This window comes from Rothia aeria, from assembly GCF_016726365.1.
GTDB classification, from domain to species: Bacteria; Actinomycetota; Actinomycetes; order Actinomycetales; family Micrococcaceae; genus Rothia; species Rothia aeria.
The window spans coordinates 1786105-1809915 of the sequence record NZ_CP068102.1 but is presented as its reverse complement, the minus strand read 5'-3'; the positions used below and the strand labels follow the sequence as shown (position 1 = coordinate 1809915).

At 57.7% G+C, this 23811-nt stretch carries 18 protein-coding genes; 4 read left to right on the top strand and 14 right to left on the bottom strand.

Going from position 1 to position 23811, the window contains the following annotated elements; all coding sequences use genetic code 11:
• Window positions 1–89: 89 nt before the first annotated feature.
• From I6I94_RS07840 to I6I94_RS07785, 12 genes are all read right to left on the bottom strand, one after another.
• Window positions 90–1238: a GtrA family protein gene (locus tag I6I94_RS07840; protein ID WP_128087090.1), complete on the bottom strand. Its 1149-nt coding sequence runs from the start codon at window positions 1236–1238 to the stop codon at window positions 90–92.
• Entirely contained in the window at window positions 1235–2185 is a 951-nt protein-coding gene (locus I6I94_RS07835; protein ID WP_279744557.1) for a phosphodiester glycosidase family protein, read from the bottom strand. Before I6I94_RS07835 ends, I6I94_RS07840 begins: the two co-directional genes overlap by 4 nt.
• 415 nt (window positions 2186–2600) lie before the next feature.
• Complete coding sequence (locus tag I6I94_RS07830) at window positions 2601–2810, bottom strand: DUF3073 domain-containing protein (RefSeq protein ID WP_006887634.1); 210 nt, start codon at window positions 2808–2810, stop codon at window positions 2601–2603.
• 327 nt (window positions 2811–3137) lie between these two features.
• Entirely contained in the window at window positions 3138–4817 is a 1680-nt protein-coding gene (locus tag I6I94_RS07825) for a carbohydrate-binding domain-containing protein (protein WP_201620580.1), read from the bottom strand.
• A gap of 277 nt (window positions 4818–5094) precedes the next feature.
• The gene (locus I6I94_RS07820) at window positions 5095–6585 is read right to left on the bottom strand and encodes a carbohydrate-binding domain-containing protein (RefSeq protein ID WP_128087091.1); all 1491 of its coding nucleotides are present in this window, start codon (window positions 6583–6585) and stop codon (window positions 5095–5097) included.
• Window positions 6586–6844: 259 nt separating this feature from the next.
• The gene (locus I6I94_RS07815; protein WP_201620579.1) at window positions 6845–8446 is read right to left on the bottom strand and encodes a carbohydrate-binding domain-containing protein; all 1602 of its coding nucleotides are present in this window, start codon (window positions 8444–8446) and stop codon (window positions 6845–6847) included.
• A gap of 463 nt (window positions 8447–8909) precedes the next feature.
• Window positions 8910–9749, bottom strand: a complete 840-nt coding sequence (locus tag I6I94_RS07810) for a polyphosphate polymerase domain-containing protein (protein ID WP_126854528.1) — start codon at window positions 9747–9749, stop codon at window positions 8910–8912.
• Window positions 9750–9851: 102 nt separating this feature from the next.
• Window positions 9852–10580: a DUF4956 domain-containing protein gene (locus I6I94_RS07805; protein ID WP_094758435.1), complete on the bottom strand. Its 729-nt coding sequence runs from the start codon at window positions 10578–10580 to the stop codon at window positions 9852–9854.
• A gap of 501 nt (window positions 10581–11081) precedes the next feature.
• On the bottom strand, window positions 11082–11885 hold the full coding sequence (locus I6I94_RS07800) for a hypothetical protein (RefSeq protein ID WP_201620578.1): 804 nt from the start codon (window positions 11883–11885) through the stop codon (window positions 11082–11084).
• Between the two features lie 578 nt (window positions 11886–12463).
• The gene (locus tag I6I94_RS07795) at window positions 12464–13528 is read right to left on the bottom strand and encodes an excalibur calcium-binding domain-containing protein (RefSeq protein ID WP_094758433.1); all 1065 of its coding nucleotides are present in this window, start codon (window positions 13526–13528) and stop codon (window positions 12464–12466) included.
• A 302-nt stretch (window positions 13529–13830) separates the two neighbouring features.
• Window positions 13831–15009 carry an excalibur calcium-binding domain-containing protein gene (locus tag I6I94_RS07790; protein WP_094758432.1) on the bottom strand — a complete coding sequence of 393 codons (1179 nt, stop codon included), beginning with the start codon at window positions 15007–15009 and terminating at the stop codon, window positions 13831–13833.
• A gap of 201 nt (window positions 15010–15210) precedes the next feature.
• Window positions 15211–16164: a Sir2 family NAD-dependent protein deacetylase gene (locus I6I94_RS07785; RefSeq protein ID WP_094758431.1), complete on the bottom strand. Its 954-nt coding sequence runs from the start codon at window positions 16162–16164 to the stop codon at window positions 15211–15213.
• 266 nt (window positions 16165–16430) lie between these two features.
• Between I6I94_RS07785 and I6I94_RS07780 the strand changes: the two genes are divergently transcribed.
• Window positions 16431–17741, top strand: a complete 1311-nt coding sequence (locus I6I94_RS07780) for an excalibur calcium-binding domain-containing protein (protein WP_094758430.1) — start codon at window positions 16431–16433, stop codon at window positions 17739–17741.
• A gap of 86 nt (window positions 17742–17827) precedes the next feature.
• Here the strand turns inward: I6I94_RS07780 and clpB are convergent, their stop codons facing one another.
• Together clpB and I6I94_RS07770 are read right to left on the bottom strand one after the other, a co-directional pair.
• The gene (gene clpB, locus I6I94_RS07775; RefSeq protein WP_128087093.1) at window positions 17828–20419 is read right to left on the bottom strand and encodes an ATP-dependent chaperone ClpB; all 2592 of its coding nucleotides are present in this window, start codon (window positions 20417–20419) and stop codon (window positions 17828–17830) included.
• A gap of 226 nt (window positions 20420–20645) precedes the next feature.
• Window positions 20646–21245, bottom strand: a complete 600-nt coding sequence (locus I6I94_RS07770; protein WP_128087094.1) for a hypothetical protein — start codon at window positions 21243–21245, stop codon at window positions 20646–20648.
• 198 nt (window positions 21246–21443) lie between these two features.
• Between I6I94_RS07770 and I6I94_RS07765 the strand changes: the two genes are divergently transcribed.
• The 3 genes from I6I94_RS07765 (at window position 21444) to I6I94_RS07755 (ending at window position 23504) form a co-directional block, all read left to right on the top strand.
• Window positions 21444–22121, top strand: a complete 678-nt coding sequence (locus tag I6I94_RS07765) for an NAD(P)-dependent oxidoreductase (RefSeq protein ID WP_006887612.1) — start codon at window positions 21444–21446, stop codon at window positions 22119–22121.
• A 23-nt stretch (window positions 22122–22144) separates the two neighbouring features.
• Entirely contained in the window at window positions 22145–22810 is a 666-nt protein-coding gene (locus I6I94_RS07760) for an HAD family hydrolase (protein WP_128087095.1), read from the top strand.
• Between the two features lie 193 nt (window positions 22811–23003).
• Window positions 23004–23504, top strand: a complete 501-nt coding sequence (locus I6I94_RS07755; RefSeq protein WP_128087096.1) for a Dps family protein — start codon at window positions 23004–23006, stop codon at window positions 23502–23504.
• Window positions 23505–23811 lie beyond the last annotated feature (307 nt).

Sequence of the window (23811 nt, the reverse complement as noted above, 5' to 3'; positions counted from 1 at the left end):
GTTTCGTGCCAGCCTGCCGGGGCCACCCGCGAGTAGAGTGGATGAGTAGCAATGTTCGGGTACCCCGCGCACGCTGTGCACCTGAAAATCTAGTAGCGCCTGCCCGTATATTCTTCTTCGACGGATGCACCGCTGAGTTTGCTTAGTTGCAGCTCGGGCGCGGTGTGCTCTTCACGCTGGGGCGTGCGGGTGGGCAGGAACACCCAGCGGCGTTGCACCGCGAAGCTCACGGGAATCAGCACGGCCTCGGTGAGTACCTTGGCAGCCACCAGGTGCACACCAAGGGTCATGAGCGCCTCCAGCAGGGCCGCGTTTGCCGCGAGGATGCCCACCGCCAGCGTTGCGTACCGCATCAGTGAGTTCCCGGGTGAGGGCCGGGCCGCCCCGTCACGCATCATTAGCCGGTTCACGCTGAAGTTCGCCAGCGCCGAGATAATGCGTGCGGCAATGACGGCCACCAGCAGGGGCGTACCGAGTGCGACGAGCGTGAAAAGTGCCGCCGCGTCAATCAGGAACCCTGCGAACGAGGAGGCGAGGAACCCAATGAGCGGCGCGTATATGAGCGCCGAGTCGCGCACGGGTCGGAAATGGCTGGTGGGGTTGCCGGGCTCATACACTTTCACAATGGGCACCTGCACCAGGTTGATTCCCGCACGGGTGGCCCGCAGCAGCATGGTGAATTCGTACTCGTACTTGTCCCCGGGTATGTTCAGCGCCCATTCGATCATCTGCGGGGTGAAGCCGCGCAGCCCGGTTTGGGTGTCTGCTAGCCGGGTGCCGGTGGCGAGGGTGAAAAACCCGATGGTGAGGGCGTTGCCCACTTTTGAGCGCGCGGGTACTGTGCCGCTCCCCTGGGCCGTGTTATCGGGGAGGGTGCGTACCCCCAGCACGAGTGAGTGTTTGCCGCTGTCAGCGTGGGTTGCTGTGTGTGCGCCGACCCGCAGGATATCCCGCACCAGGTGTTGGCCGTCCGCGTCGGCGGTGACGACTACCTGCCGGGGCTGATAGATGCGTGCCCAGTTCAGGCCGGTGCGTATGGCTGCGCCTTTGCCCAGGTTGATGGGGTGGGTGATAACGGTTGCCCCGGTGAGCGTGAGTTCGGTGAAGATCGGCGTGTATTCGCTGCCGGATCCGTCGTCAATTACGAGCACCTGGATGTTCTCGCTGTGGGCGGTGAGCTGGTGTGTTAGCCGTGTGAGTGAGTTGTCGGGTTTGTAGGCTGGAATGAGTACTATCATGCGGCGCTCCCGGCAATGTAGAGAATATCGCTGGTGCCGCGTTCTTTGCTGCCCCCTAGGGGTTTATTGACGAGTTTCCCGTTGAAAACCATGACTGAGGAGCCGCCGCCGTCAAGGTTGTAGGCGGTTTCGCATCCGTGTTCTTTGAACATTTGGGCGAATTCGGGCATGGTAACCCCGCGCGAGTACCCGTCGGAGCGGCCGTCTACGACCATGAACAGCAGGTGGTTGTTTCCCAGCACACCCACGCCGGTGCGTGGCTGGTTGCCTTGGATGGAGTGGTTACCGAAGTTGGTATCGACCTCAACCTGGTCGATGCCGCTCATAACCTCGGAGTTTTTGACGAGCGCAGGCCCGAAGGAGAGGGTGTTCAGCACGCCGGAGTCAATGAGCGCCTGTGCGTTGGTGCTGGTTTCGTCGTAGAGTTTGACGCTGCCGTCCCGGTAGAAGGCGAGCCCTTCACGGGCGGGCGAATCGCGGTAGGTGACGCCGTTGCGGATGACGATGCCGGTGTCACGGAACCCGTAGTAGTCCCCGTTTATGGCCCAGATACCGTTGTGCTGCGCGGCAATATTGGAGGGGGTGTCGATAATGTTCTGGCCGAATTTGTTATTGGCGAAGGCGGAGCGCAGCAGCGTGGCATTATTGAGTTTTACCTCGGCGGTGAACGAGACGACGGCGTTATTGCCGCTGCCTTCGGTGTAGCTTTTGAGGGTGATAGAGCCTTCCTGCGCGGTGAGCCCGCTGTCGGTGATGCTCACCCCGGTGAGCTCGGTGGGGTCTGCGGCGCCGGATGGGTTGTTTTTACTTTGCTGCGCTGCCTCGTAGGCGAGGGTGTCTTCGATTTGGGTGTGTTCGGCGAGGTACCGGTTGTAGGCCCAGCCAGCCCCGACCCCCGCGACGGCGAGGGTGCCGATGCCGCCGCCGATGAGGACGCGGCGGGTCATTTTCTTTGCGGTTTTGGTGCCGCCGGGGGTATTATCCGCCGGGGCGGGGGTGTCTTCGGTGAGAGTGTTTGAGCCGGTGATATTCTGTTCGTTCTTCATATTTATAGGTTGAAATACCATCCCATGCATGGGGCATGAAGAACCTTTATTTTAGCTATGCATCGCAGCTCATATTTTCTTATTATTTTCTGATCTCACGCTTACCCGCGGCTCACCTTTTCCTGCTATATGCAGAACGCATCTGGGAAGCGTCAGTACACCAAACCGGGCCAGCACCATCTGCCCCATCCAATTACCCAAGCTGAAGGCACACAAAAACCGGTTCGGGCATCCCCTGGGGGATGCCCGAACCGGTTGCATAGCAGGCGACATGAGAGCCAGTGCCGCGCCTTATACTTTTAGCGATGCACCTCAGCTATGCCTCGTCGTCGTAGTTTGCATATTTCTCTGCGTACGCCGAGTAGTCATCCTCATCATCGTAACGATGTTGGGACGAGTCGGAGGTTTTACTCTTCTTAGCGCTACTGAGCTCACGCTCAAGTGCGCTGTAATCGGTTTCGGGGCTGAAGTACTTCATCTCCCGAGCCTGCCGTGTTGCCTTAGCCTTCTGACGGCCGCGCCCCATGGCGTGACCCCCTCTTTCATCCTGTCCGTGACTGCCGCCCGCATGGCGCGCGCAACCGACGGATCGCTTGTACAGTCTTTCCTGCCTTCTAGGGTACCTTGTTTGACCCCTTATTGTCTTCCTGACAGACACATATTCTGCTAGAAATCTCAGAAAAACCGGGAGCAAACACCGCCTATTGCGGGTTTGAAGCTTACCGAACACCCTTTTTATTTTGCACGGGTTATCGGCAGCTTTAGCACCCCGAGAGTGCGGAATAGCCCGTCCCCTCCTACCGACGTGTTAGGAGAGGACGGGAAGTCGTATCCGGCACAACAGGCCGCTGGGTTAGGCTGCGGTGAAGCTGCCCAGCTCACTCGCCCCGCTTGCCGCAGTGGTGGACGCAGCATCTACACTGCCGGAGGTCACAGAGACGGTGTAGCTTTGCCCCTTGACGATATTCTTATTCGAGACGAGCACCAGCTGCACCCCTGACTTGGTGATCTTATAGTTCGCCACCACAGTGCCTGAGGAATCGGTGACCTGAATGGTGCTGCCCTGGGTGAGGGCCGACGAATCAGTAATTTTCAGGTACCCGCTGGTCGATGCTGATGAGGGGGCTTCGAACATGTCGGCGGTGCTGCCGGCGGTGACGGTTCCCCCGTTCAGCAGCAAATCACCGTTGGAGTCAAGGGCGTTATTGCCGCCAGCGGTGGGGCCGTTTACGGTGACGGTGCCGCCGCTGAATGTTGCGGTACCGTTCGAGTCGATCCCGTCACCCTCGGCGTTGACCACCACGGTGCCGCCGCTTATATTAATGGCCGCATCTACCACCTCGAAGATGCCGCCGCCACCGCCGGGCATAGCACCGTCAGTGGGAGGCTGGGGCATATTCTGGTTTTGCCCAGTGCTGCCCTGACTACCGCCGGGTGCGGTTCCCCCGCCCGCCGGGGCCTGCTGCACCTGACCGTTCTGGTTCTGCTGGGTTTGCTGCCCGGCGGGGGCCGTCCCACTGGTGGTATCGGATGAGGTGTCAGAGGAGCTGTCTTTGAGGGAGGCGTTAATGCCGTCATCCGTGCTATTGACGGTCACATCACCGTCAAGAATATTAATGTACTGCGCCTCAATGCCTTCATTGGATTTCTCAATGTTCAGGGTGCCGCCGGAAATTTCGAGGGTGTGCGGGGCCTTGAGCCCGTCGTCCCCAGCCGAGACAGTCACCGACCCGGCGCTCAGCCGGGTGAAGCCCTTGCTTTCGTCATCGGTGTTGGTGGATTTAATGCCGTCTTGTGCGGCAGTAACATTGACGATTCCACCGGTAATATCAACATAGTCCTTGCCCTTAATACCGGTGTTCGCGGCGTTGACCTCAAGGGTGCCGCTGGCAATAACCAGCCCGCCAGTCGTGTGGATACCCTCCTCGTAGGCACCCTCCACAGACAGGCTGCCCTCCCCGGCGAGGGTCAGGTTCGCGGTGGAATAGATGGCTGCATCCGGGTCGTCGTCACCGGTGGCAGTGTAGTTAGCCTCGTCGGCGACGGTGTTCGTGGTACCCGCAGCGGTGTAGATAATTGCTTCGGCGGCGCTCACCACATTAAGGGCCGCCCCGGTTGAGTTGGTAATCTTCGCGTTATCAAGCACCAGCCGCACCGTGTCGGTCTTGGCTGCATCGATCTTCACCTGGCCGCTGTACTCACCGGTGAGCCGGTAGGTGCCGCCGGAGGTAATGGTGATGGTGCCGTTCTCTACGCTGACCCCATCGGTGGCGGCGGGGTTCGCCAGGTCAATAGTTTTCTCATCAGAGGAGTCCCAGGTGAGGTCCTCATTGGTGTAGTGGGTTTGGGCATCTAGTGTCTGCCCAGCGGCCGTATTGGAGGTGGACGTTCCGGCGGTGGTTCCTGAGACAGCGCTGTGCACGGTGGAGGTGCCGGAGGTGAGGGTGGTACCGCTGGCGGTGGAGCATCCGGTGAGCCCCAGCGCGGCGATCAGAGTTACGGAGGTTACGGTTTTGAGCATTGAGTTCTTCATACCTCCTATATTTCGGCAGTTAGCTAAGCCTCAGCTGTGTTCGGGCTTTTTCTGCGCAATGTCTTAGGGGCTGCCCCCAGTTGCCGCAGCAGATAACCTGAATCATTGAGAGATGAGCATAAAAAGACACGCGATGCGCTGGTTTGAGCATCGCGTGTTTTCTGATTGTGCATCTTCAGCCCCGTACCGTCACAAGCCAAAAGATAGCGGCTCCCCGTCTCCTCCCATTGTGTTGGGAGAGGGCGGGAAGCCGCATCAGGCTCAACGGGGTGCTGGATTAAGCGGCGGTGAAGCTGCCCAGCTCGGTTGCGCCATTCGCCACATCGGTGGAGTCAATATCCACATCGCCGGAGGCCACGTAGACCTTGTAGTCCTGCCCCTTGACAATATTCTTATTCGAGACGAGCACCAGCTGCACCCCTGACTTGGTGATCTTATAGTTCGCCACCACCTCGCCGGAGGAGTCGGCCACCTGAACGGTTTTGCCTTGGGTCAGGGCAGCGTTATTAACGATTTTCAGGTGCCCGCTGGTTGATTCCGTTGAGGGTGTCTGGAACTTTTCGGCGGCGCTGCCGGTGGTGACGTTTGCCCCGTTCAGCAGCAGCTTGCCGTCAAAGTCAATAGCCCTGTTGCCGCCAGCGATGGGGCCGTTCACAATGATGGTGCCGCCGGTGAATACCGCGTTGCCGTTCGTGTCGATCCCGTCAGCATCAGCGTTGACGACCACGGTGCCGCCGCTAATATTAACGTCCGCGTCTACCGGAGCGGCGCCAGCACCATCAGCGGGTTCCTGTTCCTGGTCGGCATCGCCGTCATCATCTACCTTGTCGGCTGCGGGCAAGGAGGCGTTAATGCCGTCATCCGTGCTATTGACGGTCACCTCACCGTCAAGGACGTTAACGTACTGCCCTTCAATACCCTCATCGGACTTTTCAATGTTCAGGGTGCCGCCGGAAATTTCGAGGGTGCGCGGGGCTTTGAGTCCGTCATCCCCAGCCGAAATAGTCACCGACCCGTCACTGAGGCGAGTAAAGCCTTTGTTTTCATCATCGGTGTTGGTGGATTTAATGCCGTCCTGCCCAGCGGTAACCTTCACGGTGCCGCCAACAATGTCTACATAGTCTTTGCCTTTAATACCGGCTTTTGCGGCGTTGACATCAAGGGTGCCGTTGGCGATGACGAGCCCGTCAGTGGTGTGAACACCCGCTTTGTAGGAGCCCTTCACAGACAGACTGCCTTCCCCGGCGAGGGTCAGGTTCGCAGTGGAGTAGATGGCCGCATCCGGGTCATCTGCGCCTTTAGCAGCATAGTTAGCTCCGTCTGCAATGGTGTTTGCCGTGCCCGAAGCGGTGTAAATAATCGCTTCACCAGCGCCCGCCACATTAATGGCTGGCCCGGTTGAGTTGGTAATCTTCGCGTTATCGAGCACCAGCCGTACCGTATCAGACTTACCGGCTTCAATCTTCACTTGGCCGTTGTACTCGCCGGAGAGCCGGTAGGTACCGTCTGCGGTGATAGTGATAGTGCCATTGTTAACGTTTACCCCGTCGGCAGCGGCGGGGTTCGCCAGGTCAATGGCTTCTTCGTCGGAGGAGTCCCATTTGAGGTCTTCATCGGAGTAGTGGGTTTGTGCATCTAGCTTTTGCACTGCGGCTGCGTTGGGTGCAGCTGCGACGGGAGGCGCACCATTGGCGGCAAGGTACCCGGTAGACCCCAGCGCGGTGATCAGAGTTACGGAGGCTACGGTTTTGACCGTTGTTTTCTTCATATTTATTGTTATCTTTCGGTGATTATTGGAGTCTCAGCAATCGCTCAAGACCTTAAAAGTCTACCTTAAGTTGAAGGATTGTGTAACCTAATTTATAGATAAATAAATATAAAGAAGACACGCGATGCACCGGTTTGAGCATCGCGTGTCTTCTTATTGTGTACTTTCACCTCCGTACCGCTACGAGCCGAAAGACAACAGTTCCACGCCTTCCCCGTTATTTCGTCTTGTCACAAACGGGTTTATAGGTATTGTTGGGCTATTCTGCGGCGTACGTGCCCACTTCAACCGCTCCCGGAGCGAGGGTCGTGCTGCCCTCCTGCACCGGCTCAGACACCGTATATACCGTATAGTTATTACCTTTTACGAGGGATGGGTTCGAGAGAAAGAACAGCTGCACGCCGGAGGTAACCACCGTATAGTTCGCCACCACCGCGCCGGTCTCGGTATCTGTCACCTGCACTGTGCGTCCGGGGGTAAACACATCCAGATTAACCACTCGCAGGTACCCGTTCGTTGACTTCTCGGAGGGAACCTTAAACATTTCTGCGCCGCTGCCGGCCGCCGCAATATTCACCCCGTTCAGCAGCAGCTCGCCGTTGGCATCCACCGAGTTATTCAGGTAGGTTGAGGGGCCGTTAATGGTGACAGTGCCGCCGGTGTAGGTCTGGGAGCCGTTCGAGTCGATGCCATCCCCCTCAACGTTCACCGTGACCTGTCCGCCGCTGATATGAATAGCGGCGTCAATAACTTCGGTGGTATCCCGTGCACCTCCCACGCTGCCGCTGGGTTCCTGCTGGGGCTGACCGTCAGGTGTGGGGTCGGCGGTGTCCTCGGCTTCCTGCCCGTCAGGCAGGGGGTCTTTGAGGGAGGCGTTAATGCCGTCGTCTATGCTGTTGACGGATACCGCGCCGCCAAAAATATTAATGTACTGGCCCTCCACACCTTCTCGGGCCTTTTCAATATTGAGCGTGCCGTCGGCTATTTCAACGGTGCGGATGGCTTTAAGTCCGTCATCGCCCGCAATAACCTTCACGGTGCCGCCGGTAATACGAGCCCACCCGTACCCTTCCTCTTTAGAGTTGGTGGCTTTAATAGCATCTTTCTGGGAGTTGACGGATACCTCACCGCCCAGAATGTCCACATAGTTTTTGCCTTTAATCCCGGTTTTTACGGAGTTCACATTCAGGGTTCCGTTGGAGATCACCAGCCCGCCAGTGGTATGCACCCCTTCTTCATGGTTCCCGTTCACCGTCAACGTGCCTTCCCCGGCGAGGGTCAGGTTCGCGGTGGAGTAGATCGCTGCGTCTGGTTTTTTCTTACCAGTTACCGTGTACTGCTCCCCATCACTGACAGTATTGGTGGTGCCAGCCATCGTATATACGATTGTCGTGCCGCCTCCGCTGGCGGTAATAGCAGGCCCCGTGGAGTTAGTAATACTCACATTATCTAAGATGAGCCGCACTGTCTCAGGCTCGGCGGTATTAATGCGTACCTGCCCGGTGTAGTCGCCGCTTAGATGATAGTTCCCGGCTTTGGTAATGACTAGGGCACCATCCTCAACGCTCACCCCGTCAGCGGAAGGTTCATTCGCAAGGTCAAGGCGGATTTCAGATCCAGTATCCCAGGTGAGACTACCGTGGGTGTGGTGGGTTTCAGCATTAATTTTTTCGCCGGTTTTCGTATTCGAACTATATTTGCCCGAGGGGGCTTTTGCCTGTTGAGCGGGTGCGGCATTGGTCGGGCCTAGGGAGTCTTTCGGGGCGGCACTAGATTCATTATTACTACCTGAGCATCCAGCCAGTCCCAAACCCACAATAAGGGGTAGAGAGGCTGCCACGTTTAAAGGGGATTTCTTCACTATGCGTCTTCTTCCTGCCTGCGTATATCGGTGTCTGTAGGCGCGTGTCATAACGGTAACGGGTAACGTTTGGCTCCCCATATACCCTTACCGGTGGTTGGTGTTATTGGCGGTTATTTGCATGTTGTCTGCGCGCTGCACCCTAGAATCCCCCTGGGTGAGGGGGGTCCGTCGAATACGCGCCATGAGTTAGGTGGCGGTAAGCCACGCACTCTACCCTACCATTAGGTGGGTTTAAAAATACTAAATGGGTGACGCCTGACCCTGCGGCATAGCATTCACTGTGGTCTAAAAAGGGTACGGCACCTGCTGCGCTTATTGTGTGAGGCATTGGGCCTTATCACGTTCTGCGCGGCAGGTGCCGTCTCGTACCGGCAATTTAATGTGTTCGTTCTTGCGCCGGTTTTAGTTCAGTGTCGGTTGTGGTTGGTTATTCTCCCTTCTATACGGTGACGCGGGTTGCCTAGACGGCAACTTTAGCTGGCACCAGGTTCATCCACCGCTCAATAATGCGGTGCCACTTATTGGAGGGCAGCTGCGGGTTGAGTGCCGCCAGACCGGTACCGAACTTGGAGATCTTGACGGGCCGGATGCCCGCACGCCACAGGTGCTTGTCTGCGACTGAGGGGGCCGTGCCGGATTTCGTTTCAATAATGACGGTGCCGGGAATCGTGTACTCAACCCCCACCTTATGGCCGTGGTAGTTTTCCCGGGTTACCCCCGCATAGAGCGCATGATCCGACAAGGGCGTCCACGTGAGGTTACGGTCAATGGTCAGGCGGGAATCCACCGGGTTCTGCTCTGAGGCGGGCAGGTAAATGGTGGTGCGTCGATACCCGGTGCTAATAACCGGTTCGAACTCAATGGCCGGGGTGTCAAGAATCCCGTAGAGTGCCTCGTTGACGTACTGTCGGCCCTCTTCAGTGAGCTTGTCACGGTCATCAATGGAGTAAGGAATGCGCTCCTTCACGGTCATGGCGCGTTCGCCTTCGGTCTTGACCTCCAGGAAGCATGTGTTGGTGTCGAGGTAGCTGCGGGTGCGCACCTTGAACCGGTCGGGGCGGTCGGTGGCGGCCGCGTAGTAGCTGACCAGGTTGGGGGTATCGAAGTAGACGGAGTCGTAGGCAAATTCGCGCTGCCCCTCAATTTCGAGTACGGATGCCTCGGCGGGCAGCTCTGCCAGTACCGATGCCGCGTAGTCTGCGTCTACGATGTATTTACGGTCCATGCGGGTCTGCATGGCAGCTTTGTTATTAAGATCGTTCAGGGTAATGCTCTGCCAGTAGCTGGGAATAATTTCCATGATGCTGTTCCTTTCGGGCACCGCCCGGTGACTGTGCGGAAGCCGTGCCGGGTCGGTATTGTCGGTTAGAGCTACGAAAGTAGCAGGATATGCGCGAATCCTTTAGATATTGCGGGACGCCTCATGCAGGTGGTGGCCGTAGCCTTGCTGTGAGGAGGCGTACCCTTGGGCTTGGTTGCCATAGCCCTGAGTGGCACCTGCACCCTGCTGTGTTGGGGTGTTCTGCGCCTTGGCAGTTACCGCATAGTCGGGGGTGTTTCCCTGTTCTGCGGTGGTATCTTCTGCCGGTGGGTCAGGGTTGTAGCTAACCTCTGCCCTGGTAGTGTCGTTGACCATGTCGAGCTCCGATACTTTCACGCTGAGCACTTCGTAGGAGAGCTTCTGGTTCAAGTATGTTTTGAGTTCTTCAGGGTCGCTAATGGCACGATCGACGGTAATGATCTGGGTCTTCTGCTTATTGTCGAAGAAGGGCAGATCGACGACGGCCATGATAATAACGAGCATCGCCATGAGGGCGTATGCCATATATTCGGGATCCAGCCTGACACCTGCGATGAGGCCCAATGCCAATGAGACAAAGTAGTAGGCGACTTCGCGTTGTGCCAGTGGAGTGGAACGCAGGCGGATAATGGATAGCACGCCGAATAGTCCAAGCCCCATTCCTGCACTCGTGCCGGAGGCAAATGAGAGTGCTTCTGTGACCACAAAAACGCCGAAGTTAATGATGGTGTATGAGACCACTAGCTCACGGCGGCTGTGGCGGACGAGGTAGATGGTGCACAGAGCGGCAATTGCTATAAGGTCCGCGATTACCATACTCACTAGGTGCATAGGATTCTCCGTCTGTAGTGTAGTGATTCGGATATTTATAGATTCGCGCTTAATCCTGTGTTGTAGCTGTGTCCTACTTAGATCGCAGGTATGTCTTCCAACGGCGCTGGTCTTATCCTGTATCGCCTCTTTTCTGTTGGCGGTTCATGTGCTGTGTTCCCACATATTTCATGTGGGTTTTTGAGCGGTAACTGTCAGTGGAATATATCTGTTACCTTTCCCCTCATTTTATCAATCTAAGGCTTAGGTTTTAACGCACCTTCACGTTCTATGGCTTAAATTCAACCTATACAGATAGAGTTGCCTTGACATTTATGTGCATAAAAATCACACCCACATAACGCCTCTTGCGAACGAAATCATTTATAGTGTGACCTGTTTTATGGTTTTCTGTGGGGATATCCCCACAAATCCAAAATCCCCCTTTGCATTCCATGCAAAGGGGGATTTAAGTGAATATTTACACAATGCGGCAGTATAAAGTACCGACCGAGCGATATTTTATGATTTACGCCGAATATTGAAGAAAATGATGAGCGCAGCGAGTACCACACCGCCGCCGATCAGCCCGTAGCCAAGCCACGGCATCATATTCCCGCCCGAGTTATTTGAAGATGCGCTGGTCACTGCGGTGGGGCTGGCGCTGCTGCTGATCGGGCTTAGCGGCTTTTCATCCGCATCTGTGGTGGCGCTGCTAGCAGCGGTGTGAGTTTCTTCTTCCTTAGCCGCGGGGCTGCTTTCTTCTTTAGCGGGAGTCTCTGTCTTAGCGCCTTTAGAAGGATCTTCCTTGGGACTTTCAGACTTGTTCGCATCGGCTGAGGCTGACTCCGACGGCTTAGCCTTGCCGGTGCCGCCGTTTTTGTCTACCACGGTCACAGAAGCGGCGATGCCTCCGCGCTTATTATCGTTGGGGTTCAAAGACCCGGTGAGCACGTTAATGGTGGCGGTCGAACCGGCAGTATAACGATCCTGCCAGGGAATAGAGCCACTTACCTTACCATCGGCATCAGCTTCGAACTGCAAGTAGTCTGATGAACCCACGGGCCCACCGTTGAGACGCACGGCAAGTACTGAGGGGGTGCCGTTGGTGGCAAAGAAGTTAACGCCCGAAAATTCTAGGGGCTCACCCTCAGTCCAGGTTGAGGGGAAGGTAAGGGTGGCGCCGTCGGTGTATTCCTTAACGATAGGCGTTGCAGATGGTTCTGGCGCTGCATAAGCGGCCGGTGCCAAAACCGAGCTGCTTAGTAGACTGCACCCGAGAGCGAGCACAGCGCCGGAAGTAGCGATTTTTTTACGGAATGTCATATCACCAGTCTATCGAAAATGATGTGTACCGTGTGGATAGTATTACCGTATTATTAAAACTCCCCCGTGTAATAATTCACTTTTTGACTGAATTCACCCTGCACTATCAACCTTTAGATCCTCAGTATTTCAATCAAGACACTCTAAAAGGCTACATCTTAACTACACACTATAAAAGGTATAAAACATAAAAATGCACATATCTCCTATAATACTGAGGGTATAGTGTTTATCTATTCATACATTGTTATTTTATTGCAGGTTTATGATACGTTCAGCACATCGTCAAGAAATTTTACGCTCGGCGTGGCGTATTTCCCCTATGAGCACTATACCCACGCATAATGCGCCGTACCTTTGTATTTCAGAGCACCCTGCACCTCCTGGCTGAAGAGCTTCTGTAAACCTTCATCGCCCCCTCCCGCAAGCCGAAAGTGCCCCTCCCTACACACAAGTGCAGGCCTCTGCCCCGCCATACTGCGGTATGCAAGAGACCTGCACTATTGTTGTCGGTTGGAATACTCCACGGCAGCGCGCATTAGGTAACGCGCACCAGCCAAGGTCTAGGAAGCTAAAGCCTAGGAGCTCTGCTTACGGCGGCGCATCACCACAATTGCGGCAACACCAGCGCCCACAGCAGCCAGGCCCAAGCCCGCAATGGTGGCAACACCGGCCGCGCCCGTGCTTGCCAGCCGCCCAGAGATACTGCCGCCACTATTATTATTGCTGTCGCTAGCGGCTACCCCGCCATTAGAATCCACGCGGGAGGCGCTGTTCTCATAGTCAGCGTCCTTCTCGCAGCCGACTCCATCATGGTCGGCGTCAAACTTCTCCTGGAAGTCCGGGTGGCCCTTGTGGATGGGGGCCAGACCGGCATCCTGCACCTCTTTACAGTTCTGAAAACGCGGGGTTGGTGATGCTTCTGTATCTGCACCAGCGTTCACCGACGCCTCAGCAGAAGCCGATGAGGTTTCGCTGGAGGTCGCCGAGGGCTGCTGCGAAGGGGCGGTCTCGCTCGGGGTTGCCGAGGGCGATTCAGCCGGTGATTCAGAGGGTGATTCAGATGGGGCAGCAACGGGTGAGCTCGCGCTGGGAGCAGGAGCTGAAGGAGACTCCGAAGGCACGCTGCTGGGTTTCTCAGAAGGTGACGGTGTCTCAGAAGGGGTGTCCTTCGGTACAGACGGATCAGACGGGGCAGCCGAATTGTCCACGACGGTCACCGTAGCCGCCACGCCGCCACGCTGCCGGTCTTTCTTATTCAACGAGCCGGTGAGCACATTAATTTCGACGCTTTCCCCGGCTTTAAGGTTCTCCTGCCAAGGGATAGAGCCAGAAATATTGCCGTCCGCATCCGCTTTAACCTCTAGGTAGCGGGCGCCGCTGACAGGGCCGCCGTTGATCTTAATCGCCAGAATAGAAGGGGAACCATCAGTTGCTTTGAAACCGGTACCTGTAAAGTGCAGGGGTTGACCTACGGTCCAGGTGTCCGGAAACTGCAGGCTCGCCCCATCTTCGTAAACGTGAGCGGCTGCGGCTGGAACCGAACCAGGTGCTGCAAAAGCAGCGGGAACAGTTGCACCAACCATGCCGCACCCCAGTGCGGCAACGATGCTGAATGTAGTAAATTTAGTGCGAATACTCATGACTTAATTTTATCTGTACGCACAGTATTAAATGCAGTTATTGCACGCAGAAGACTATGGTGTTCGTCAATATGGTTAACCTTCCTTAGACGTAAAACCCACCCTTAAATCATTGGTGCTATATCCCTGATCTGGCAGGTTTTAAGGAACATATTAACGGTATAAGACACGGCTTCTGTGGCTGGCGACTCATCGCATAAGTGCTCTAAATTGACCCGCAATACACTCTTGCATTCTTATAGGCACGTTCTTGAATATGTAGAGAATAATTCACCCACAGCGGGTTATATGCGAGAGCGGCATCACTCTTTACGCATTTTGCGCACGGCCAGGAATATTGCTCCACCAATTCCGCCCACAATCAGCACATAACCGGCAGCCAGCAAAACCCCGTTTTTACCGGGGTCCGCAAGATCTGCCGGGCTAAACCCCTGCCCGGAAGAACCCTGCTCACCCGAGGCCTCCGTAGAGGCAGAAGAATCCCCAGCCGCAGCACCCGTGGTAATCGTCACAGGCTCGTTGCCGAAGTCTGCGGGCTTATCGCACCCCACACCATCATGGTCAGCGTCAAAACCCTCCTGAAAATCCGGGTGATCCTTATGAATAGGGGCCAGCCCGGCGTCCTTCACCTCTTTACAGTTATGAAAACGCTTATTCCCGCTGGCAGAGGCTGAGGCTGACGCACTGGGGCTGGACTCACTGGCACTGGCCGAAACCTTATCGGAAGGACCATCCGGTTCGGAGGAATCTATAGCGCTGCCAGAGGCCCCGTTACTATCCTGCTGCCCACCCTGTGGGGAGGCTGATGGGTCGCTGCCGCCGCCGCTTTGGGCACCGCCAGCATTATTATTATTGCCGCCGGAGTTATTGTCGCCGCCGCTGCCGCCCTGGTTCTTATTGTCACCAGAGCCGCCGTTACCGTCCTTATTATTCTTATCCCCAGAGGTGCTGCCGCCGTCAGAGCCCCCGCCGTTCTTATTCTCACCAGACTTATCTTTCTCCGCCGGTTTCTGGGCTGCACCGGTGGTGGTCTTCGGCTGCGGGGCAGGGTTCTGCCGCGCCGGAGCGGCCACAACCCGCACATCAACCTCGCTGCCCTCGTAGAAACCGCCCCGGGTCAACGCGAAAGTCTCAAACTCAATGCTCTGCCCGGCCTGTAAACTATTCGACCACGGGATAGAAGTAGTGAATTTTCCATTAGCATCCGGACGCACCTCGTGGTAAATTTCGCCCTCATCGCCACGCAATACAACAGTCACCGACCGACCGCTTCTGGTTCTAAACCCCTGCCCGATAACAGTTAGCGGTTGCCCCGCCGTCCAAGTGGTGGGGAAATTAACGGTTGCTCCAGCTCTGAAATAACTGGTGGCGGTGGGAGCAGCCACCGGCGCGGCCGAGGCGATGGGAGCGGATGTGCCTACCATGCCGCCCGCAAGCGCGGCTATGATACCGAAAGTGGCAATCTTGGTGCGAATTGTCATGCCTTATATTCTATCGGCGAAGCAATAATATTACATGGCCTACGATTATGGTGTGGGTCAAATAGCGGCGATAGGGCACGCACTATTTTGCGCTAATGTACGCCCCCATTAGGGGAAATACTCTAACCCGGTGCTTGGCGTACCTTGCGTATTTCTTTATTATTCTTCTCCTGTGCGTGGCGGCGCCTTGGGCCACGGTGCTCACAGCTGCAACCGGTCAAGCAGCTGGCCCAGTGCATCCCCCACATTGGTGCGCCACAGATAGGTGGCGCGCGCATCCGCCCGGCCCGGCCCACCGTTCAACACGGCAACCGGCTTATTGGCCTTGAGCGTATCCAACACAATCTTGTAACTGCTCATCACCGCCACCGACGAACCAACCACCAGCAGAGCAGTCGAATCAGCCAGCATGTGCCGCAGCCGCTCCTTCCGCTCGGCGGGCACAGATTCACCGAAGTACACCACATCCGGTTTAAGGCGCTGGGAGCCGCACGCAATGCACCCGATCATCACAAAATCACGGATGAAATCGTTATCCAACTCAACATCGCCATCAGGGTTAACCCGCAAATCGGTGCCCGCAAGACGCGCCAAATAGCCGGGATTTGCGGCATCCAAACGAATATCCAGGCTCGCCCGCCCCTCACGGTGCCCGCAGGTGAGGCATATGATCGTTGAGAGATCACCGTGCAGAGCCAGTATATTTCTGCTCCCCGCCTGGGCATGAAGCCCATCAACGTTCTGGGTGATCACCCCAGAAACAGCGCCGTGCTGCTCAAGCTCAACCAGCGCATAGTGGGCGCGGTTAGGTTTGGCCTCCTTCATGCGCCGCCACCCCACATAGGAACGCGCCCAGTAGCGCTGGCGGGCAGCGTCATCATACCGGAATTCCTGGTAGGTCATGGGGCGGTGCTCACGCAGGGAACCGGCGGGGCCACGGTAATCAGGGATACCGGATTCGGTACTAACCCCCGCCCCGGTAAGCGCAAGCACCCGGCCTGCACGAAGCATACCAGCCACCCCTTCGAGGGCAACCTCAGGCTGGTGCGGCTGGGCGGTCTCGGCAACAACACGCTGGATAGAACGGATCGCGGCACGGTGCACGGCGGCAATCTCGTGATTATCGAATCCGGTCGTGTCAGTCCATTTATCCATTGCGTCCCAGTGTGCCGTCGTTCAAGAATGTACTGCACCCATTGTAGGATGCGCCCCGCCATGACCGTGCACACTGCGGGTATCCGCACCGAAAGTGACCGTGCGGCGGCTGGGACCGCGCACTGCTCACCCGCGCACGGAAAGAATTTCTGGGAGTAAACCTCAACTAACAGCTTAAAGATAGGGTATCCATACTGTTGTACACCACAGTCCCGAAGCGTCTTTTCGGGCATTCTACCCTACGCGGTGCCTATAGAATTTTAGGTATGACAACTCATCACAAATTCGCAACTATTGGCGCCGTCGCCACGCTCAGCCTCAGCCTCGTAGGCGCGACCGCCGTCCCCGCCGCATTCGCGGCACCCGCAACCAACACCGCCGCCGTGGCACCCGCAGCAAACGCGAGCCACACCTACGACGACGGGGCAACCATCACCTTCCCCAGCTCCTGGACCGTGGGGCAGGGTCTAAGCTTCACCGGCACCGGGTTCAAAGCCAAAGACGGCTCACCCTCGGTACTCGCCCTCAAAATTGATGGCGGTGGCGTAAGCGGACAGCCCTACCTGCGTGTTGAGGCCGACGCAAACGGCAACGTGGCGGGCACCATCCCCTGGCAGGAAGGGTTCAAACCCGGGCAGACCGTGACCCTCACGGTGCTTACCGGGTCGCTCAATAAACAGGATCCCCGCCGCGGCGGCGACGCCGCGACCGTGACAATCCAGGCGGCAGCAGCACCGAGCGCTTCCCCCACCGATACGGCTGCTGCTTCTGCTGCGCCCGCACCGACCGAAGCAACCCCCAGCTCCTCAGCCTCTGCCGCACAGAGCGCCACCGAGGCACCCGCTGCCTCAAGCGCCTCCGCAGCGGTGACGGGCAAGCCGCAGCCTCCGGTGCAGCCTTCCGCTGCCCCCAGCCAGAGCGAGCAGGCAGCAAACAATTCGGCGCAGGACTCTTCCTCTGCTGAACATAACGTGCCGAACGCATCCGCAAACGCGGAGCACCTGGCCGCTGCCGCTCAGGGCTCGGCCGTAGCTGGGGAAATCCCCAAGAACTGCACCGAAGCATCGGCGCGCGGACTCAGCAATATTGATGCGAACAGCCCGCACTACAGTGAGCACCTTGACCGTGACAAGGACGGGGTAGGGTGCGAGACTAAAGCAACCGGCACTTCCGGTTCCGGCACCACCAGCACCACCGGAGGCAAGCAGGCAGCAGCCGCTGACACCTCCACCGATGACAAACCTGATAACTGCACCGAGGCCCGCGCCCGCGGCCTGAACAATATTAAGGCAGGCAGCGAACACTACAGCGGCCACCTTGACCGCGACAAAGACGGGGTAGCGTGCGAGTCCAGGGTATCCGGCAGCTACTCGGGTGGCTCCGCATCGCGTGTCTCCTCCACCGGGACCGTCGCCTCAACCGGCAGCACGGGCAGCTACTCGGCAGCTTCAACCACTCGCGGCAGGCTGGCAAGCACCGGCGCTTCGGGTGCGCTAACCATCGCCGGGGTTGGCCTGTTCACCCTCGTAGCGGGTACCACCGTCGTACTGGTGGCACGCCGCCGCAAGCAGGCATAACACCTTTCATCTACTAGCAAGAATGCGCGCCGTACCGGGATACTTCCCGGTGCGGCGCGCATTATCTGTACCAGCTGCGCTACCCGTTACCGCCTGGAGGTCACCGACAGACCGTCCATTGCAACATCCGGGTTCACATCCACCTCTACGGTGTCGCCATCGTGAATGGCACCTGAGAGGATGCCCTTCGCCAGACGGTCGCCGATCTCACGCTGTACCAGGCGGCGCAGCGGGCGGGCGCCGAAGGCCGGATCGTACCCTGCCAAGCCCAGCCATTCCAGGGCGGCGGGGGTAACATCCAGGGTCAGGCGGCGGTCGGCCAGACGCTTGCCCATGCCCTGAATCTGCAGGTTCACAATCTGTCCCAGATGCTCGGAAGAGAGCGGCTCGAACATGATGATGTCGTCCAGACGGTTCAGGAACTCGGGGCGGAACGCCTGGTGAACCACCTGCATTGCCTTCTCGGTGCGCTCCTCAAACGGCATCTCCTGATCGACCAGGTACTGCGAACCCAGGTTCGAGGTCAGAATCAGAATCACGTTGCGGAAGTCCACGGTGCGGCCCTGACCGTCGGTCAGACGACCGTCATCAAGCACCTGCAGCAGAATATCGAAGACCTCGGGGTGGGCCTTCTCAACCTCGTCCAGCAGCACCACGGAGTAGGGGCGACGGCGCACAGCCTCGGTCAGCTGACCGCCTTCTTCGTGGCCCACGTATCCGGGAGGCGCACCCACCAGGCGGGAAACGCTGTGCTTCTCGCCGTACTCACTCATGTCGATGCGCACCAGGGCGTGCTCGTCATCAAACTGGAACTCCGCCAGAGCCTTCGCGAGCTCGGTCTTACCCACGCCGGTCGGCCCCAGGAACAGGAAGGAACCAATCGGGCGGTTCGGGTCGGAGATTCCGGCGCGGGCGCGGCGAACCGCATCCGCTACGGCAACCACGGCGGCTTCCTGACCGATCAGGCGTTCACCGATACGTTTCTCCATCTCCAGCAGCTTCTCGGATTCGCCCTGAAGCATGCGCCCGGCGGGAATGCCCGTCCAGGAAGAGATAACCTCGGCAATGTCGTCAGCCGTGACCTCTTCAGAGACCATAGCCTCGCCATGAGCCTCAGTTTCGGCGCGCTGAGCTTCTTCCAGTTCCTTCTCCTTGGCGGGAATTTCGCCGTAGAGCAGGCGGGATGCATCCGCCAGGTTGCCCTCGCGCTGTGCCACCTCGGCACGCGAGCGCAGCTCATCGATTTCACTCTTGAGATCGCCCACGCGGTTCAGACCGGCCTTTTCGGCTTCCCAGCGGGCGTTGAGCGCATCCAGCTGTTCTTTCTTGTCAGCCATGTCTTTGCGCAGCGCCGCCAGGCGTTCCTTCGACGCCGGGTCGGTCTCGTTCTTGAGGGCCAGTTCTTCCATCGTCAAGCGGTCTACGGCACGGCGCAGCTGGTCGATTTCCTCGGGGGCCGAGTCGATCTCCATGCGCAGGCGCGATGCGGCCTCATCCACCAGGTCGATCGCCTTATCGGGCAGCTGACGTGAGGGAATGTACCTATTTGAAAGTGCTGCGGCGGCAACTAGGGCGGCGTCGGAAATCTGCACCTTGTGGTGCGCCTCGTAGCGTTCCTTGAGCCCACGCAGAATACCGATCGTGTCATCAACACTAGGCTCACCCACGTACACCTGCTGGAAACGACGTTCCAGAGCGGGGTCTTTCTCAATGTTCTCGCGGAACTCGTCAAGCGTAGTGGCGCCAATCATGCGCAGCTCGCCGCGTGCCAGCATGGGCTTGAGCATATTGCCTGCATCCATGGAACCTTCTGATGCGCCCGCACCAACCACGGTGTGCATCTCGTCGATAAAGGTGACGATCTGGCCTTCGGATTTCTTGATTTCTTCGAGCACGGCCTTGAGGCGTTCCTCGAATTCGCCGCGGTATTTAGCGCCCGCAACCATGGACCCAAGGTCAAGGCTGATCAGGGTTTTACCGCGCAGGGATTCGGGAACATCGCCGGAGACCATGCGCTGAGCCAGCCCTTCGACCACGGCGGTTTTACCGACGCCGGGTTCACCAATGAGCACGGGGTTGTTCTTGGTGCGCCGTGAGAGCACCTGCACCACGCGGCGAATTTCGGAGTCTCGGCCAATCACGGGGTCGAGTTTACCTTCGCGGGCGAGCGCGGTCAGGTCGGTTCCATACTTTTCAAGGGCCTGGAAGGTGCCTTCGGGGTCCGGGGTATCCACGGTGCGGTCTCCTCGTACTTGGGGAATGGTCTCTTCGATAACTTTGGCGGTTGCGCCCAGGTTTTCAAGTGCGCGAGCGGTATCGCTATCGCCGCTTGCGATGCCCAGCAGCAGCATTTCGGTGGAGATGTAGGTGTCACCGAATTTCTGTGCGTGGGTCTGCGCGCTCTGAATGGCGGCGAGGGCGCTGCGGCTGAAGTTTGCGTTCTGCACCGATGCGCCAGATGCCTTCGGCAGTTTCTTAATCTCTGCGGATGCGGCTTCCGAAATAGCCTCGATGTCTAGCCCTGCGGCCTTGAGAACCGCTACGGCAACACCTTCTCGCTGATCCATCAGTGCTTTGAGGATGTGCGCAGGTTCGATGCTGGGGTTACCCGCTGTCTGCGCGTTCATATTAGCAGCGGATAGCGCTTCTTGGCTCTTGGTGGTGAATTTTGCGTCCATAAATCTTATCCTTTCACGTCTTGTGCGGGGCGCATCCTGCGCCTTCTTTTTACAGCTAACTTGAGTCTACTACACTCAAGGTTTGGATGCAAGGGGCTACTGCCGATTTTCGGGACCAAAATTCAGTGCTAAAAAAGGCTCTTGATGCGAATAAAGCGGTGAAAAATACGCTTTATTCGCATCAAGAGCCTTTTTAGGGCGCGGGATGAGAGGGCCAGACTAGGCCTCAGTCCAAGAAGTCATACGGGCTTTGCTGTCGCGCCTGCTCCTCCAAAACCTCGTCGGTAACACCCTGCTGCAGGCGCGCCCCACGCCGGTTCGCACTGTACGCCAACGCGGCGGCAGTAATAGCGGCCGCGAACGTCAGAATACCGAAGGTGTTACCGAACCCTGCCGCATATCCCACGTACTCGCCGCCCACAAGCGCACCCATTCCTGACACCGGCACCCCGGCGCGGTAGTCCGGGATAAACATGCCGAATAAAAACGCCAGCACCCAGCAGGTAGACTGCGCAATCGCCACACCCCAGCGGCAGGCGGGGCGGGTGAGTTCTGCGGCCGCGACAGCGCGGCGCGCATCCGTAAAGGCCCAGCGGGCCGCCAGGCACAGTATGAGTGCGAGCGCCGGGCCGAATGAGATAGCAAAAATAGGCACGAGGTCACCGGCTGCCCCGAAGAGGGCACGGCCTACGGTAATCCAGGCGGCAGAGACAAGCGCCATGGGGTAGGCGGCGTAGAGGGCTGCGACCTGTATGACGGCAGGTGTGCGTGCAGCCAATGAGTTTACGTGCGGGTGCGATCCGGAGCGCTCTGATTTTTCGTTCACTGTGCCATCCTAAACGGTTTGCGCCCCGGGTTGGGGCAGCACTCACCATGTCAGTGGTTTTTCCGCAGTAAAACCCACATAAACCTAAACTTTAGCCAAAAACTTTATTGTTATACTGAGCACATTGGGTGCTTGCGGGTGCCCACACCAACCACGTTAAACCCATACCAACCACACCGATAAATAATGGGAGCCTACATGAAAATACTGGTTTTAGGAGCGAGCGGTCGCACCGGAAGCCTTTTCACCCGCAAAGCGTTAGAGGAGGGGCACACGGTCACCGCCTATGTGCGTAACCCCGATAAGGCGGTGGCGCTTTTGGGGGCGCACCAGAACCTCATTATTGTTCCCGGTGCCCTGAACGATTCCGAGCAGCTTGCCACGATTTCTTCCGGGCAGGATGTGATGGTTAGTATCCTGGGGCAGAAAGCTACGGTACGGGAGTTTCTATCGACCAAGTTCATGCAGAAGCGCCTGCCGCTCATTATGGAGGCGGTGGTGGGTGCGGGTGTACCGCACTGTGTTCTTATGAGCGCCTACGGGGTGGGTGACACGGTGCGGAGCGCATCTTTTTTAATGCGTGTGGCGTGCAAGACCATTATGCGCAGTATTTTTAGGGACCGCGCGAAGGCCGACGCTATGGTTGCTAAGTATCAGCCGTATATTTCGCGGGCGTTGCCAGGCAGGCTCACAGATGAGCCTGGTAAGGGCGGGGCGAAGGTGGTTGATGTGACGAGTGTTGCGCATGTTCCGGGTATCCCAACGATTGCCCGTGAGGACGTTGCCGATGCTCTGCTCGATATTGCGGGAGACCCGCTGAATGCGGGTACCGATTTTCTGGTGACGATTGAGGATGTTGTCATACGGGCGGCCTAGAAATGCCCGGTAGGCTTAATGGCATGAACAGTAATATTCAGGCGGATTTTCCTCAGGCGATTCTTTTTGATCATGATGGCACGCTGGTTGATACTGAGCCAGTGTGGGCGGCCGCGAAGGTTGAGCTGGCGGCGGAGTTTGGTGGTGTATGGACCGCGCAGGACACCCTGGATTGCCTGGGTTATTCCATGAAGTTCACGCTTGACCGCCTGCGCGAACGCGGGGTTGATCTGCCGGATGAGCAGATTAATGAGCGCCTAGTCGCTAAGGTTCGTGAGGCGCTGGCGCATCAGCAGGTGGAGTTTCTGCCCGGTATTGAGCGTTTCCTGACCCAAGTGCGTGATGCCCAGATTCCGGCGGCAATTGTTACAAATGCTACGACTGCGGTGGCTCAGCGCACGGCTGATGCCGCCCCTGAGGGAACATTCTCGGTTGTTATTGGTAATGATGAGACCACGCATCCGAAGCCAAACCCGCAGCCGTATCTTTTAGCGGCGCAGCGCTTGGGTGTGGATCCCAGCCAGTGCGTGGCGATTGAGGATTCCCCTTCCGGGGTGCGTAGCGCTACGGATGCGGGTATGAAGGTGATTGTAGTCCCCGGTGAGCTTGAGGTTCCTGCCGGTTTAGGGGATGTGCGTCTTCGGCATGAGGAGCTGGAGCTGAGCGTGTTTAAGGCGCTCGGGCGCTAGTCTTGAGGTTAGCCTAGCTTTCTCAAACTCTTAGGATTTTCAAGGCGTCATATCAAGCAGTGCTTATTATGAATAAATAAGACTAATCTTGACGGGCCGGTCTAAAAATGATTTACTAATATCAACGTACCGGCCGGGTTTTCTCACAATAACCACCGGGCGGGCATCTACACAGCATTAAGGAGTCGTCACTATGGCATTCGCAAAATACACCGCACCCGGTCTTACCCTTGACGAGGGCAAAGAAATCTCGGAAGTTCTGCAGAGCCGCCTGCACGATCTGAACGAGCTGCACCTGTCCCTGAAGCACGCACACTGGAACGTGACCGGCCCCGGCTTCATCGCCGTGCACGAAATGATCGACCCGCAGGTTGATACTGTGCGTAACTTTGTGGACGACATCGCAGAGCGTATGGCGACCCTGGGTGCAACCCCCAACGGCCTCGCAGGTGCCCTAGTCGCAGCGCGCAGCCACGACGACTACCCCGTAGGCCGCGCTCGCGTCACCGACCACCTGCACGCCCTGAACGAGGTCTACACCCGCGTGATCGAAGACCATCGCAAGGCTATCGAATTTGCGGGCAAGGTTGACCCCATCACCGAAGACCTGCTGATCGGCCAGACCGCCGAACTCGAGAAGTTCCAGTGGTTCATTCGCGCATTCCTAGAGAACAGCGCAGGCGAAATCTCCTAACAGGCAGCCTTTCTGAGCCCTATAGGCCCACCGGGTGGGTGCCCTCCCCTAGCTGGGGAAAGCACCCACCCTTTTTGCTGCCCCCCTCACGTCTGTGGCCTGGGAACCACCCCAGCCACGGCATAACCATATGCGCCGCATATTCCGGCAGAAGTGCGGGCACAGGTGGGTGCGACACTTAGGCGAGTAAGCCCTATCAGCACGGTGGCGGCTGCCCGCATTTTTTCGGCCCGGCGAACATCAGCACCCGGTCGGGTTTACCTAGATTTTCGCCCAGCGCCCGTCTATTCTAGTGTTTTGCACGCAC